The sequence below is a fragment of the Nocardia thraciensis genome (assembly GCF_054782435.1).
Window position 1 is genome coordinate 19,797 of sequence record NZ_BAAGSM010000008.1, and the last position, 15,056, is coordinate 34,852.

The window sequence follows — 15,056 nt, forward strand, 5'->3', positions numbered from 1 at the left end:
CGGCGAGCAGTCGGGGTTTCGGGCATCGGCCCTCCCTGCCGGGACGGAATGTCCGATCGGCGATGCGTCCGCGCCGGGACCTCGTCGCTGGAGCGGAGTTGCCGGACCGTCGGCGTCAGCGTTTCCGAACGTCCTGCAGTACCTCCGAGGTAGGCGGCAGCGCGCGGACCGGTGACCACTCTTGCAGCCACTGTTCGACGCGGTCGGAAGCGGCGGCGGAACCCATTGCACGCGAGCGGATTTCGGAGAACTCGCGTTCGCCGAGCGCGCCGCGCAGGGTGTTCGCCAGGCGCGTGGCCAGCGGGCTCAATACCGTGGCCGTCGCATCCATGGCGTGCGCGGCGGCCAGCAGATCCGCCGCGGCGGTGAGGTTCTCGCATATCTCCGCCAACCGGGCCGACTGGATCGCGACCAGCGCCACCAGCGATCGGTCGGCGGCGGTGGCGGTGTTCAGCGCGGAGGTCAGATGGTTGCGCGCCGCCTCGGTATCGCATTCGTCCATGGCCGCCGCGGCACGTCCGCAGGCCAATCGCACCTGATGTGCTGGTTCCACGCAGAAGACGGCGTCGAGGCCCTCGGCGGCCAACTCGAGGTGCCGGGCGGCCTCGGCGCGGTGGCCGGTCAGTTCGGCCAGCGCGAGATGTGCGAACGGCAGATAGCCGCTGCCCGTAGTGCTCTGTGCCGCCACCAGTCGGCGCAAGTCGGCCTCGGCGCGCTCCGGATCGCCCTGTGCCGCCCGGACTTCGGCGATCCGTACCCGTTGCAGCACCGGCGGCGCCTCCGGGGTCAGCTCGCTCAGTAGTGCCGCCGCTTCCTCGAGATTCGCTGTCGCGCGGTCGAATTCGCGGCGGGCGATCCACACGTCGGCCAGTGCCGTCAGGGCCCACGTCAAGCCCGCGCGGTCGCCCAGAGAACGGAATCCGGCAACCGACACGTGCAGATCCCGCTCCGCGGCGGGCAGGTCGGCGCGCGCGAGGCACAGCGCCGCCCGCATCAGCCGCAGTGTCGCCGTGGTCCAGGCATCGGGATGCGGTAGCCGCCGGTCGATCTCGTCGAGCCCGTCGCCGATGTGGCTGCCCGCGAATGCCAGGCACGGCTCGATCAACGTGACCAGTGGATGGTCGGAGGAGAGCGCACGCAGTTCCGCGCGCGCCCGCGCATCGGGAGTGCGGCCGATCCACACGCCGTCGGCCAGCAGCAAGAGGGCCAGCGTGGCGGCGCGGGCGTGGGCGGGTGATGGGCCCGGCACGGCCAGCGCGATCCGTGGCCAGCGGTACATGGCCTGCTGGTCGCCCCGGATCATCCAATAGGTGCCCAGCGCGGCACACAGCCGCACGGCTGTCTCCGCGTCACTGGTCTCTTGCGCGAAATACAGTGCTGCGGAAAGGTTGTCGCCTTCTGCGCGCAGCCGATCCAGCCACACCAGCTGGTCGGCTCCGCGCAATCGGGGCTCGGCCTCCTCCGCGAGGTCCCGATACCACCCGGCGTGCGCGGCGGCGGTCTGTTCGAATTCTCCTGCTTCGCGGAGCTTTTCGAGCCCGTGGTCGCGGATCGTCTGCAGCATCCGGTAGTCGCGGCCGTCGAACTGCAGCAGGGACTTGTCCGCGAGTCCGGCCAGCTGGTCGACGCTCGCGCCCGCCACCGCGGCCGCGCTGTCGGCACCGATCACGCCGGGAAATACGGCCAGCCGGCGGGCCGCCGCGCGCTCACCGGGATCGAGCAGCTCCCAGCTCCATGCCACCACATCGCGCAGCGTTCGATGCCGGGCTTCGGCGGCGCGCGGCGGCCGGGCCAGCAGCGCGAAACCGTCGCCGAGAGCGGAGGCCAACTCCCGCAACGGGATCGAGCGCAGCCGGGCGGCGGCCAGTTCGATGGCCAGCGGCAGCCCGTCCAGTCGCGCGCACATGCGCGCGATGGTGGGGGCGGCTTCCCCGTCCACCAGGAAATCGGGGCGCACGGCCCGGGCGCGATCGATGAACAGCCGCGCGGCCGCCTCGGCGGGTAGCGGCGGCACCGGCCGGATGTGCTCCGCGGCCAGGCCGAGCGGCTCCCGGCTGGTGGCGACGATGCGCAGGCGCGGGCAGCGGCGCAGCAGGTCGGCCGCGAGGTAGGTGCTCTCGTCGAGGACGTGCTCGCAGTTGTCGAGCACGAGTACGGCGCCGGGGCCGCCTAGGCGCTCGGCGAGCCGGTCCAGCGGATCGCGCGGCGGCTCCAGCAGGGTCGGCTCCGCCGCGCCGAGGGCGGCGGTGGCGGCGCGCAGCACCTCGCCCGGACCGTGCACCGGCGCCAGTTCGATCCACCAGGTCGAGTCGTCGGCCAGCGCGCGAGCCAGCCGGGTCTTGCCGACGCCGCCCGGTCCGGTGAGGGTCAGCAGGCGGGTCTCGCGCAGCGCGGCGCGTAGCTCGGACAGGTCGTCGTCGCGGCCCACGAGGGCGGTGGGCACGTCCGGCAGGGCGGCGCGCAGTGGTGGTGCGGGCGCGCCCCGCAGGACCTCCAGGTGGGCGGCTCGCAGCTCCGGGCCGGGGTCGGCGCCCAGTTCCTCGGCGAGCAGTGTCCGGGCGGCTTCGAATGCCGCCAGCGCCTCGGCCGACCTGCCCTCGGCGTGCAGCGCGCGGACGGCCAAGGCGCGCAGTCGTTCTCGGTACGGATGCGCGGCGATCAGTGGTTCCAGGTCGGCACTCAACCGGTCGACCGTGCCGAGCCGCAGGGCCGCCTCGGCACGATCCTCGGCGACGCACAGCCGAACCTCGTGCAGTCGTTGCCGGACGGGTTCGGGTACCTCGGAACAGATCTCGCCGCGCCACAGCACCGACGCCTCCTCCAGCCGGGACAACGCGGCCTCGGTGGAATCCTCGCGCAGCGCCCGCCGCCCCTCATCGGCGAGCCGCTCGAACCGCAGGGCATCGACGTCCCCGGGCGGCACCTCGAGCAGATAACCGCCCGGCACCGACCGCAACACCTCGGCCGGAAGCGCCCGCCGCAGCCGAGATATCAGCGACTGCAGCGCATTTCCGCGATCGGCCGGTCCGTCGCCGTCTGGCCATACGCAGTCGGCGAGCACGTCGACAGGCACCATGCGCCCGGCATCGAGCGCCAGCCGGACCAGCAGCACGCGCAGGCGCGGACCGCCGACACCCGCCCCGCCCACCACCTCGAACGGCCCCAGAACGCCAATCCGCATCCCTCCAACTTAGCGGGACAGGGACGAGACCCTAGGTTCGTCGTCGACCACCTCCCGCCTGTCGGTGGCGGATTGCGCGGTCCACCGCGGAAACCCGCGACGCTCGAACCTTCGGTCTCGCACCCGTGGTGCGCCAACCGCTACTGCCGAACGCTGTTCAGGCGAACTTGCGCCACCAAGGCCCGGTGGTCGGCGCCGGGCAGGCGCACGGTCTCCACCGCCGAGGCGCGACCGCCCGCCACGAGGAAGTGATCGATACCGACCAGAGGAGGCCAGCTCGTGTCGGCCGGGTAGGTGACCAGGTGCCCGGCGCCCGCCTGTTCGACGGCGTCCTCGAAACGGCCCGACAGGAAGGCGCGGTACTGGGCGTGATCGTAGGTGGCATTGAAGTCGGCGCCGACCAGTGCGGGGCGATCCGACGGCGATCGTTCGAGAATCCCACGCAGGCGCGACAATTCGTCGGCCCACACCTGCGTCCCGAACACCGGCGGCACGGGGTGGAACGCGTACACCGTGATCGGCCCCGCGCCCGGAACGGTAGCGGTGGCCGACAGCTGGTTCAGCACGAAACCGTCGTACTCGACCGTGTCCGACAGCGGATAGCTGCTCCAGATCCCGGTCCCGCTGGCGGTCCGGCCGGGCGAGATGTACCGATGCGGGAGCACCTGGTCGAGCCCCGCCCGGCCGAGTTCCGCGACCGCCGCCGGGGTCAGCTCGTTGACCGTGAGCACAGCGACATGCCGAGTCCGCACCTCGTCGACCAGCGCCCGCGGCTCCGCCCCGTCGAACAGCAGATTGGCCTGCATCACCGTCACCTCAGGCCCGTCACCACCGGAACCACCGGCATACAACGGAGCCTGAGTCCACACCCCCGCCGCAACCACAACAACCGCAACCCCCACCCCAACCCACTGCCGCAACACCGCGAAAGCCACCACCCCCACCAGCGCCACAACCATCAGATACGGCGCCCCCGAGGCCAGCAAAACCAACACCCGAAACCCCGACCTGCTGAAATGCAAGGCGACCCCCATGGCTCCTGCCAGCGTCGTCAACCCCGCAAGCACACCAACCCCAACCCGAACCACCTTCAACCGCACGACCCCAGGCAACCACGCGCACAGCCCCTGAGCCAACCGGGGGCCGGGCGTTCAGGCCGAGCCATCCCCACCCGATAACCGCCGTGATACGGCGGCGTCGGCGACCCAGCCTGCGGCCTGGTCCTCGCATGGACCATGCTGTCCGGGAGCAACTGCGAACCCTTCCGCCGAACGTTCGACCACGCCCGGGCGACCTGGCCCCGAGCTGGGCACTCTTGGTAAGCGCTACTCGTCCTGACCAGCCACCTCTCCGACCCCGCCACCGCACTGACCACCGCGAAGGTCACCGGCCGCGCATCGTTGATCACCACAGTCCCCCTTCGGGTTCCGGTGTGGGCAGGAAATCGGGCAAACCGGCTGCCGCGACCAGCTCCGGCCAATCCAGCTCGCCGTCGGCGATCAGGGCACACAGCAACTGCCACGCCGCCCACGCGTCGTGCCCGGCGCGGTGGTAGCCCTGTCCGGCGACAGCCGTGACGTCGAGCTGGCCGCGTTCGATAAGCTTGTCCAGGACATAGGAGTCCAGGCCTCGCCACACCGATTTCGCCAGCCGCAGCGTGTCGAGAATCATGGGCGGATCCCAGTCCGGCAGATGCGCGGCGAGGACTTTCCGCTCGATGGTCGCGTTGTGGGCCACCAACACTCGTCCGCACAGCGCCTCATCGATTTCGTCATTCACTTCGTGCCACGACGGACAATCGGCGAGGTCGACGTTGGTGATGCCGTGCACCTTGCGGGTCACGATCGGTGTGACCGGCCGCTGCGGCTGAATCAACCACGACCGCAACGCATCCGGTGTCGTCGGCCCGTCCACCGCCAGCAACGCGATCTCGATGATCTCGGGCGGATTCTGCCCGTTGCCCTCGACATCGACTACGGCCAACTGCCGCTGGTGCAGGGCGTCCGGGAACCGGATCGAACCCGTCATCGCGGCATCGGAGGTTCGGGTCTGCCTAGAGTGCATCCTCGTCCTCGACCCTCTGCCGGATCGCCTCCACCGAGCGGTCCTCTGAGGTTCGCTCGGGCCACCAGATCACTGCGACCATCACTGTCAGCGGCAGACCGATCGCAATCACAAAACCCAAGGCGAGCCAGCCATCACCGGTCACCGTGCCGCCTTCCTACGGATTCCGCCAGCGCGCCCCGGCCATCTGTCATTACCCACCGCCGTACCCGCAACGGGTCGCGGAATCGGCGCCCATCGAGCGAAACTAATTCGGGGCCAGACTGTTTCGACATCCGCCACACCCATCACCGCGTGCAGCGAGATCACATCCAAATGGTGGGGCGCGGGTGTGATCACCACATCGACATCGGCGGCTCGCACCTGGTCCACCAGCGGAACCAAGCTCGTGCCGGGTGGCCACACCAGCACGTATCCCAAGCGGCGGGCCAGCCGCCCAACCTGCGCACCATCCCATTCCAGTAAGGAACTCACCTCAGGATCGACCCACCCGAGTGCGGTCGGCTGTTGTCGCATAACGTGCCCCTCCGTCCTGTGCCGGGAATTCCCACCGAGGGGATGCGCCGGGATCAGAAGTTGAACGGCAACACTCGGTGGAACCTGATAACACGCTAGGCACGGGTCGTACGAACGACCCACAAAAGTGCGCGTGAGTGCGCCGATGGTTGCCAGACATCATGTAAGAGAGTCAGAATCAACACGGTTGCACACTTTGACCCGCACTCGCACGACAAGGGGAGAACGCCATGAAGGTTCGATTCATCGGCGGTGAGTCCGGCGGCGACGGATCACCCCGGCTCTACGTCACCGAAAACGATCCGCCATGTTATGCGGCGCAGGGCTGGCTGACCGACGACCCCAACACGGTCGAAATCCCGCACAAGTTGCTGTGGTTCACCGAGCCGGGGACCTGCATATCGGGCGTCCGCGACACCGGACACGGAACGTTCCTGCTCTCGGGCGAGCCTGTCGTCGATCCGGAAGCACTGGCGATCATGCAGATTCCCGCCCACGAGAGGGCCGTCACGGTGCCGATCAGTCAGGAGGTGCGACCCGATGCGCCTGCTTCACGGCGCTGACGAGTTGCGACCGATATTCGCCTCCGCAGAACGGTCCGCCTTCCACCTGGAAACGCACGACGACTACGAGAGCAAGTCGGAATCCGAGTCGCTGGCCGCATTCCGTGCCGACGAGACCATCGACCCTGGCGGCGAATGGTTCTCGGGCTGGACGAGCCACGTTGCTGCGACGGTGGCACGGGGAGTGGCGGTGCGGCGCGCCAGGATTGTCACCGAACCGCACACGCTCTACACGCGGTACCTCCTCGCACTGAGCCCCCATAACGTCGCAGCTGGTGAGGACATCCGCTATCTCGCACGGCACGATGCCGAACCGTCCGACTCGGCCACCGAAGATTTCTGGCTGTTCGATGAACGGGCGGTGGCGTTCTCCCTGTTCGATGCGCACGGCTTCTGGGTCGGGGCCGCGCTGACCGACGAACCCGCGATCGTCGCGCATGCGGTCACAGTGCGTGATCGAGTGTGGTGTGCGGCAACTCGTTTCGAGGATTACCGCACGTAGTGAACGGGGCAACACGAGCGAAAGTGGCTCTCGGGGCACGGCTTCGAGAGCTACGCAAGGATGCCGGACTGGATGGACGGCAACTGTCCACTGCCGCCGAATGCCATTGGTCCAAGACATCCCGCATCGAGCACGGCAAACAGATGCCGAGCGAATCGGACCTAGCGGTGTGGTGCAGGGTGTGTGACGCGACCCTCGTACTCCCCGATCTGGTTGCGACGCTGCGCAACGTTCAGGCGCAGTGGGCGGAGTGGCGACGAATTGCCGCGACCGGGCACACCCGCCGCCAGCAACGCGGGCAGGAAATCGAATCCGAGACGCGGCAACTTCGCATCTATAACCCGACAATCGTGCCCGGCCTACTCCAGACCGAGCCGTACGGCCGCGCGGTCCTCGCACAGTGCATCCGGTTTCTCGGCACCCTCGATGATTTGGACACCGCCGTCGCGGCGCGAATGGCACGCCAGAACATCTTGCGTAGCGGCGGTACACGAGTGGCAGTACTGGTGAGCGAGGCGGCATTACACACCACGCTCCGCAACAATGAGGTGACAGCTGGGCAACTTCGACATCTGCTCGACGTGGCGTTCGGCAACCCCCGGTTGAGCTTCGGGGTCGTCCCGCTCCGAGCGGGGTTCGTCTATCTGTCGGGCAGCTTCCATCTGTTCGATCGTCGGCAGGCACTGATCGAAACCGCCAGCGCCGAACTAACTATCACCGCGCCGACCGAACTGGAGCTGTACGAACGACTGTGGAATGGGTTGCACGGCCATGCCGTCTACGGTCATGGCGCCCGCACCCTGATTTCGTCAGCGCTGGAGGACCGAACGTGCGCACGGTCGAGTTGATCTGGTGGAGGGCTCAGTACCGTAGGCGGTAGTGCCCCGGGGGCTCGCCGAAGATGGATTTGAAGTCGCGGTGGGCCTGGCCGGCGCAGCCTAGGTAGCGGCGGATCACCCACTTGGGTGGGGCTGCGCCCTCCCCGGCGGTTCGGAGGAGGCAGCGAGGCAGGCACGGAGATTATCCTCGATCGCCGGGATGGTCGGAGCGGGCAGGACTTGGCCAAAGCCACTGCGCAACAACCTATCTGGGGCCGTATCGTCGCTCTCACCGGACGCACTCCCCACTGGGACCCTGACCAAGTTCATCTCGTGAACACGATGGAGGCCATCCGATGGAAGCTCCGGCAGCGAAGTTCGCGACTCCTCGCCTCGCGTCCGGGGCATTGTTCGTCGATGGTGAAGATGTCTTGTTGGTTCGCAAGACCTATGGGAATCGGTGGGATATTCCCGGGGGCTATGTCGACCGGGGCGAGTCCCCGGCGGCGGCCTGTGAGCGGGAATTGCGGGAAGAATTGGGCATGAATCGAGCCGTCGATCGATTGCTGGTGCACGACTGGGCGCCGAGCGATGCCGAGGGCGACAAGGTGCTGTACGTGTTCGATTGCGGCGAGATGGGCGACGACAAGCGCCACATCCGTCTCGACACCGTCGAACTCGACAAGATCGAGTGGGTGAACGTAAACAACCTGTCCGACTATGTAATTCCGCGACTCGCGCGACGCCTGACCCACGCCTACCACGCGTACACCTCGGGCACGGTCATGTACCTCGAACACGGTCGGCCCCGCGCTTGAAAGGTTCCGGGCCAGGAAACGTGGCTCGTCATTCGGCACCCTCGGCAGTCATCAGGATGATCAGCCCGGCGGTCGGTCGGCGAGGATCCGCTCCGCGCCCTCCCCATAGGTGGTGACCCGAAAGTCGGGAAAGCGGGCCGCGAATTTCGAGCTGTCGAAGATGTTGTCGTCGCGGTAGCGGCCGAGCAGCTCGTACATCTCGTCGAGCGGCTTGACGAAGCGGCGTCCGAGGCGGAAAGCGAGCATCGGCAGCACCGTGTGGCCGATCTTGCGGCCGGTGACCTCGCTGGCGATCTCGATGAGCTGCGCGTAGGTCTGCCGGTTCGGGTCGATCGGCAGGTGCCATGTCCGGCCGTAGGCATCCGAGGTGTTGCCGAGCAGGGCCAGCGCCCGGCTTGCGTCGGGGGTCCAGATCAGGGAGCGCTCGGTGTGGGCGTTGACCGGGACGAACGGCCGCTTGCCCGCCCTGATCCGGTCGAACACCAACGTATTCGTGTAGCTCTTGGTCGAGCCGGGCCCGTAGAACTCGGGGGCGCGGCCGATAAGGCCCTGCACCCGACCGACCCGCATGGCCTCGAGCACCATGGTGGCGAGCGCGCCACGGACACGTCCCTTGGGGCCGCCCGGTGCGAATGCTGTCGACTCGGCCTGGGGCGCCGAGGTTGCGGGATACATGTAAGTGTTGTCGAAGAAGACGAGCTTGGTCCCATGTTCGGCGCAGGCGTCGATGACGTTGCGAGATGCTCGAGGCCGGGGGAGACCTTCTCGCTCCGCGCGATCACGCGCAGGTCCGGCGTGTCGCAGACGGCGCCGTACCGCCACTTCAAGTACCGCGACGCACTGGAGTCCGCATTGGCCGTCGAGGGCTTCCGGGACCTGCTGGCGGACCTGGGCGAGGGACGCAACCCGCCCGCCTCGCTCCAGGACTTGGCCGAGTTCGCGGTCACCTACGTCACCTTCGCGCTGCGACGCCCGGCTCTATTCCGGGTGATGTTCGGCAAACCCTGCGACGATGCGAACGACGAGCGGGTCAAGGCCGCCGACGCCCTGCACGAACTGCTGGCCGACGCCCTGAACCAGGTATCCCCCGAGTCGGACGCCTCCGCCCTCGCGTCGGCCGGCTGGGGGCTCGCCCATGGGCTGGCCTGCCTGTACCTCGACGGCAAGCTACAGGCGGCGTCGAGCGAGGAGGTCGCCGAACGAGTGCGCGTCGCCTTCCTCGCGATCACGTCGGTCGGCTCTTGACGCGTGTCACGCACCCGCCGCAGCTCGAGGTAACCCCCAACGCGCGCAACGCACCTCGCCATCCACCTCCGCAGGAAGGAAGATCAGCCAATGACCAAGCGTGCCTCCACGTCGTCACCAACGTCGGACACTACGACGACCCTTCCCATGCCACTGGGCTGTGGCTGTCCGAGCTCACACACGCCTGGCACGTGTTCGATGAGGCGGGCTTCGAGCAGACCCTGGTCGGCCCGGTGGGCGGCCCCGCTCCGCTCGAGCCGCGGGCGCTGAAGTTCCCCAACTACGACAAGACCGCCAAGGCCTGGCGCGCCGACCCCGCGAAGATGGATCTCCTCGCGACCACCAAGAGCCCCGAGGAGATCGACGCCGCCGACTTCGACGCCATCTACTTCACCGGCGGCCACGCCGTGATGTACGACTTCCCCGACTCCGAGGGCCTACAGCGCATCACCCGCGAGATCTACGAGCGCGGTAACGTCGTCTCCTCGGTCTGCCACGGCTACTGCGGGCTGCTCAACACCCGGCTCTCCGACGGGCTCCTACCTCATCGCGGGCAAGCACATGACCGGCTTCGCCTGGCAGGAGGAGGTACTCGCCCGCGTCGACAAGCTGGTGCCCTACAACGCCGAGCAGCGCGCGAAGGAGCGCGGCGCGCTCTACGAGAAGGCAAAGCTTCCGTTCGTGTCCTACACCGCCGTCGACGGCAACCTCGTCACCGGCCAGAACCCGGGCTCGGCCAAGGCCACCGCGCGAAAGGTCGTCGAGGCCCTGGGGAACACGTCGCAGGGTCGCCCCTGAGACGCGTTCGTTCCGTGGAACACCGCGCGTGGTGGGGCCGGACTTCACGGGCGCGAGTACGCGCACACAGACGCACACACATGCCTGATCGAGGGCTACTCCAGCGCGACCGGCCACAGCGGAAACCTGACGCGGACTGAAACGCTGCACCTCAACTGACCGGCCTCACTTCAGGTGGCGGGCGAGGAACTGCCCCGCTGCCTCGCCGGCGTGCTGCGGGACGCCGGTGTGGCCGCCCATGTTGGCGTTCAGGGTCTTCTCCTCGGAGCCGAAGGCGTCGAACAGGTCCAGGGCCGACTGGCGGTCGTTTCCTTCGTCGTCCCATTGCAGCAGGACATACAGCGGAATGGTGACCTGCCGGGCCTCCTCGAGGATGGCGCGGGGCACGAAACTTCCCGCGAACAGGACGGCGGCCGAGATGCGCGGCTCGACCACCGCCAGGCGGGTGCCGATCGAGATCACCCCTCCCGAGTACCCGACCGGGCCGCCGATCTCGGGCAGTGCGAGCAGGGCGTCCAGGGTGACCTGCCATTCCGGGACCGCCTGGTCGACCAGCGGGAGGATGAGCCGATCGATGATGTCGTCGGTGACCCGTTCACCGGCGGCCAGCGCCCGGCGCAGTTCGGCGCCGACCTGATCCATGGCGGCGGATCGGGGTCGCACACCGCTGCCGGGGAGTTCGAGCGCGGCCGCGGCGAAGCCCTCCGCCGCGACCGACCGGGCCCGGGCAAGCAAGCGCGGGTACATCTTCCGCAGTCCGAGACCGCCGGGCTGGCCGAGCAGGATCAGCGGTGCCGGTGTGGATACGGAGGCGGGCGTCCACAGGATGCCCGGAATCTCGTCGATGGTGAATTCGCGCTCGAGAACATCGTCGACGCGCTGTTCGGAAATGAATTGCACGGTCGTGCCTTTCGGGAGTGCTGTGACGGCGCTCCCGGACGACTATCGCCCGACCGTGACCCCGAGGGGGAGCACCCATGTCGATACTGCGTTCACGGATACCACCTCCTCGTTCTCTCGCACGGCCCCGGTAATGTAGCAGGAGCGCGTCGTGGTTCGCCAACAGGTTTCGATCGCGGGCGCGGCTGGGTGCGTAACGGCGGGTGGCCCGGATTCCGACGCACTAATGAAAGCAATGATCACCACCACCGGAGGCCACCGTATGCGTAACCCGCTCCGACCACTGCTGATCGCGTCCGGCGTACTGCTGGCGGGAGCCGCCCTCGCCGCGCCCGCCGGGGCCGAGTCTCCGGCGGAGTCGCAGGTCACGCTCACTGTGACGCATGGGGAGGCGGGCGCCCCGGCAGAGCGGGAGGTGACGCTGACCTGCGAGCCGCGGGGCGGGACGCACCCGAACGTCGATGCCGCGTGTGATGCGCTGACCGCGGTCGACGGGGATTTCGAGGCGCTGGCCGCGCAGGAGTCGCCGCGGATGTGCACCAAGATCTGGGACCCGGTCACGGTGACGGCTACGGGGCAGTGGAACGGTCGCGCCGTGGACTACACGCGGACCTTCGGCAACAGCTGCGAGCGCGAGGGCGCCAGCGCGGTGCTCCGGTTCTAGCGGTTCATCCCGCCGCGGCCGAGCGTCGACCCTGCACCCCGGCGACGAAATCCGCGATTTCGTCAAGTGCCGCACGGCTTTCCGGCAGCAGATGCCCGAGTACGGGAAAGGCGTGCACCTGACCCTGCCAGATCTGCAGCGTGTACGGCACGGTAGTGCCGTCGAGCCGGTCGGCCATGAGTTCGGCGTCGGCGCGCAGCACCTCGTCCTCGGCGCAGATCAGCAGGACCGGCGGGAGCGCGGCGACCGGGCCGTTCACCGGCGACCGCTGCGGATCGACCGCGCCGGACTCGTCACCGGCCATCACGGCGGCGACCTCGGCGAATCGGCGGGCGGGCAGGAAGACGTCGGACCCGGCGTTCGCGTGCCGCAGCTTGGCCGCGGGATCGAGTTCCAGCAGTGGCGCCAGCCCGACCACCCCCGCGGGCCGGTCGATGCCGCGCCGCTCGGCCTCCAGCGCGAGCTGGAAAGCCAGGTAGCCACCGGCCGAATCACCCACGAACACGGTCGATCCCGTGCCGATACCCGCGTCGTGCAGCCAGCGCACGGCCGCGGCGGCATCGTCCATCGATGCGTCCAGCCGGCCGACCGGATGCTGCCGGTAGCCGACCGACAGCACCGGCAGCCCGGTACGCAACGCCAGCCGCTCCACGATTCGGCGGTGCGTGGCCAGGCCGCAGAACACGAACGCACCGCCGTGGAAGTACACGATCGCCCCGCCCCCGGTCACCCCGGCGCGCGGCCGCACCACCTCACCGCACCAGTGGCCGCCGTCCACCCGCTGCAGCACCGTGCCACGCAACCGCGGCACCGGCCGGTGCACCATGTCGACCAGCGCCATGCACGGCGCCAGCACGCCCCGCAGCGGCCACCAGCTAAGCGTCGGGCGCACGAAGACCCGGCACAGCCCGCGGATCAGGGCCGCGCGCCAGCCCTGGCCGCCCGTCCGGTACTCCCGCATGATTCACCCCTGAAATGCCGGTAACCCTGGATGTCGCCTCGAACATACTGAGACAGCGTCCCGCACGAGGTCGTCGCTGTGGTGGGTCACAGCGCGGCCACCACAGGACGGCAACCCCGCACAGCGCCCCGACAGCCGCGCGTGGGCCGCGCCGCACGCACCGGGCCGCCCCGAACGCCGGGCCCGAGGCACAGCGGCCGGGCAGCCGACCGCCTCGGCAAGCACCCGAAACACCTTGCCGCACCGGCAGATCGGACATCGGGCACACCGCCGGGGCGATCAGGCCGAATGATCGCCCGCCGCGGAGTCGCGAACCACGAACAGCGGCAGCCGCAGCGCGGCCGGAACGCCGGACGGCACGACCGGCCGCCGCGGCGCCACCGCCCGCAGTCGGCGGTAGGGCTCCCCCGGCGCCGGGCGGGTGTCGACCTCGCCCTTGTTCGGCCACAGCGAGGCCGCCCGCTCGGCCTGCGCCGCGATGGTCAGCGACGGGTTCACGCCGAGATTGGCCGAGATCGCCGACCCGTCCACGACGCTGAGCGTCGGATAGCCCCACACCCGGTGGTACGGGTCGATGACGCCGTGCTCGGCATCGGCGCCGACGGTGCAGCCGCCGATGAAATGCGCCGTCATCGGCACCCCGAAGATGTCCGGCCACGTGCTGCCCGGGGTGGCGTCGAGCTTTCCCGACACCCGCCGGGTCACCTCGTGCCCGGCCGGGATCCACGCCGGATTCGGTTCGCCGTAACCCTGTTTGCTGGCCAGCCGCCGCCCGAACGGCCCGCGCCGGGTGTAGGTCGTGATCGAGTTGTCCAGGCTCTGCATGACGAGCAGGATCAGCGTCCGCTCGCTCCACCGGTGCGTGCGCAGCAGCCGCACGGTGCGCACCGGATGCGCCGCCGCCGTCGCGAACACCCGTGCCCAGCGCGGGGTCCGGTGGCCGCCGTCGACCAGGTAGGTCTGCAGCAGCGCCATCGCGTTCGAGCCCTTGCCGTAGCGGACCGGTTCGATATGCGTGTCGTCGGTGGGATGGAACGACGACGTGATCGCCACGCCCGCGGTGAGATCCAGCTCCGGGTCGACCTCGATGCGGCCGGAGCCGAGAATGGCCTCGGAGTTGGTGCGGGTCAGCACCCCCAGGCGGGCCGAAATGTCCGGCAGCACACCGGTATCGCGCATCCGGAACAGCAGTTGCTGGGTGCCCCAGGTGCCCGCGGCCAGCACCACGTGCCGGGCGGAGACGGTGCCGCGACGCTGCCGCGGCCAGGCGCCCGTCCGCCGGGTGTCGACCAGCCAGCTACCGTCGGGCTGCGGCCGTATCGCGGTCACGGTGGTCATCGGATGCACTCGCGCACCCGCCCGCTCGGCGAGACCGAGATAGTTCTTGACAAGAGTGTTCTTCGCGCCGTGGCGGCAGCCGGACATACATTCGCCGCATTCGATACAGCCCGTGCGATCGGGCCCGACGCCGCCGAAATACGGATCCGGCACGGTCTTTCCCGGCTCCCCGAAGTACACGCCGACTGGGGTCGGCACGAAGGTGTCGGCGACGCCCATATCCTCGGCGACCGAGCGCATGATCTCGTCGGCGGGCGTCGCGCGCGGGTTCTCGACCACGCCGAGCATCGCCCGCGCCTGCTCGTAATGCGGGCTCAGCTCGGCGTCCCAGTCGGTGATATCGGCCCACTGCCGATCGCCGAAGAACGCCGGGCCCGGCTTGTACAGCGTATTCGCGTAATTCAGCGACCCGCCGCCGACGCCCGCCCCGGCGAGGATGAAGCAGTCCCGCAAACGGTGAATGCGCTGAATCCCGTAGCAGCCCAGCCGCGGCGCCCACAGATAGCGGCGCAGATCCCAATTGGTCGCCGCGAAATCCGCGTCGTCGAAACGCCGCCCGGCCTCCAGGACGGCAACGCTGTATCCCTTTTCCACCAATCGCAGCGCCGTCACACTGCCCCCGAAACCGGACCCCACGATCAGCACGTCGACGTCGAACCGCCGCTCTGCGGCCATGGCCACCTCCTGC

Annotated in this window: 14 protein-coding genes and 1 pseudogene; 7 read left to right on the forward strand and 8 right to left on the reverse strand. The window is 69.0% G+C overall.

Features of this window, described 5'->3' with window-relative positions:
- Nucleotides 1-115 precede the first annotated feature (115 nt).
- From ACYVLQ_RS02055 to ACYVLQ_RS02070, 4 genes are all read right to left on the reverse strand, one after another.
- Nucleotides 116-3,181 (reverse strand): BTAD domain-containing putative transcriptional regulator, encoded by a 3,066-nt coding sequence (locus tag ACYVLQ_RS02055; RefSeq protein ID WP_460695627.1) that lies wholly within the window; start codon nt 3,179-3,181, stop codon nt 116-118.
- Between the two features lie 140 nt (nt 3,182-3,321).
- On the reverse strand, nt 3,322-4,176 hold the full coding sequence (locus ACYVLQ_RS02060; RefSeq protein ID WP_460695628.1) for an endonuclease/exonuclease/phosphatase family protein: 855 nt from the start codon (nt 4,174-4,176) through the stop codon (nt 3,322-3,324).
- A gap of 409 nt (nt 4,177-4,585) precedes the next feature.
- On the reverse strand, nt 4,586-5,209 hold the full coding sequence (locus ACYVLQ_RS02065) for a 3'-5' exonuclease (RefSeq protein ID WP_460695629.1): 624 nt from the start codon (nt 5,207-5,209) through the stop codon (nt 4,586-4,588).
- A gap of 25 nt (nt 5,210-5,234) precedes the next feature.
- Nucleotides 5,235-5,390, reverse strand: a complete 156-nt coding sequence (locus ACYVLQ_RS02070) for a hypothetical protein (protein WP_460695630.1) — start codon at nt 5,388-5,390, stop codon at nt 5,235-5,237.
- Between the two features lie 601 nt (nt 5,391-5,991).
- Here ACYVLQ_RS02070 and ACYVLQ_RS02075 point away from each other — a divergent pair.
- From ACYVLQ_RS02075 to ACYVLQ_RS02090, 4 genes are all read left to right on the forward strand, one after another.
- Complete coding sequence (locus ACYVLQ_RS02075; protein WP_460695631.1) at nt 5,992-6,324, forward strand: hypothetical protein; 333 nt, start codon at nt 5,992-5,994, stop codon at nt 6,322-6,324.
- On the forward strand, nt 6,302-6,826 hold the full coding sequence (locus tag ACYVLQ_RS02080) for a DUF6879 family protein (protein ID WP_460695632.1): 525 nt from the start codon (nt 6,302-6,304) through the stop codon (nt 6,824-6,826). The genes ACYVLQ_RS02075 and ACYVLQ_RS02080 overlap by 23 nt, the downstream gene beginning before the upstream one ends.
- A 23-nt stretch (nt 6,827-6,849) precedes the next feature.
- Entirely contained in the window at nt 6,850-7,674 is an 825-nt protein-coding gene (locus ACYVLQ_RS02085) for a helix-turn-helix domain-containing protein (RefSeq protein WP_460695633.1), read from the forward strand.
- 326 nt (nt 7,675-8,000) lie between these two features.
- On the forward strand, nt 8,001-8,462 hold the full coding sequence (locus ACYVLQ_RS02090; protein WP_460695634.1) for an NUDIX domain-containing protein: 462 nt from the start codon (nt 8,001-8,003) through the stop codon (nt 8,460-8,462).
- A 60-nt stretch (nt 8,463-8,522) separates the two neighbouring features.
- Here ACYVLQ_RS02090 and ACYVLQ_RS02095 read toward each other — a convergent pair whose 3' ends face one another.
- Entirely contained in the window at nt 8,523-9,191 is a 669-nt protein-coding gene (locus ACYVLQ_RS02095; protein ID WP_460695710.1) for an NAD-dependent epimerase/dehydratase family protein, read from the reverse strand.
- A 66-nt stretch (nt 9,192-9,257) separates the two neighbouring features.
- Here ACYVLQ_RS02095 and ACYVLQ_RS02100 point away from each other — a divergent pair, with 66 nt between their 5' ends.
- Entirely contained in the window at nt 9,258-9,707 is a 450-nt protein-coding gene (locus ACYVLQ_RS02100; RefSeq protein WP_460695635.1) for a TetR-like C-terminal domain-containing protein, read from the forward strand.
- A gap of 90 nt (nt 9,708-9,797) precedes the next feature.
- Nucleotides 9,798-10,505: pseudogene (locus ACYVLQ_RS02105) on the forward strand (type 1 glutamine amidotransferase domain-containing protein).
- Nucleotides 10,506-10,670: 165 nt separating this feature from the next.
- Here ACYVLQ_RS02105 and ACYVLQ_RS02110 read toward each other — a convergent pair.
- Nucleotides 10,671-11,405: a dienelactone hydrolase family protein gene (locus ACYVLQ_RS02110; RefSeq protein ID WP_460695636.1), complete on the reverse strand. Its 735-nt coding sequence runs from the start codon at nt 11,403-11,405 to the stop codon at nt 10,671-10,673.
- 262 nt (nt 11,406-11,667) lie between these two features.
- On the opposite strand from ACYVLQ_RS02110, the gene ACYVLQ_RS02115 reads away from it, so the two are divergent.
- Nucleotides 11,668-12,069, forward strand: coding sequence for a subtilase-type protease inhibitor (locus tag ACYVLQ_RS02115; RefSeq protein ID WP_460695637.1), 402 nt, complete (start codon nt 11,668-11,670; stop codon nt 12,067-12,069).
- 4 nt (nt 12,070-12,073) lie between these two features.
- Here the strand turns inward: ACYVLQ_RS02115 and ACYVLQ_RS02120 are convergent, their stop codons facing one another.
- Nucleotides 12,074-13,030: an alpha/beta hydrolase gene (locus tag ACYVLQ_RS02120; RefSeq protein ID WP_460695638.1), complete on the reverse strand. Its 957-nt coding sequence runs from the start codon at nt 13,028-13,030 to the stop codon at nt 12,074-12,076.
- Nucleotides 13,031-13,309: 279 nt separating this feature from the next.
- The gene (locus ACYVLQ_RS02125; RefSeq protein ID WP_460695639.1) at nt 13,310-15,043 is read right to left on the reverse strand and encodes an FAD-dependent oxidoreductase; all 1,734 of its coding nucleotides are present in this window, start codon (nt 15,041-15,043) and stop codon (nt 13,310-13,312) included.
- Between the last annotated feature and the right edge of the window lie 13 nt (nt 15,044-15,056).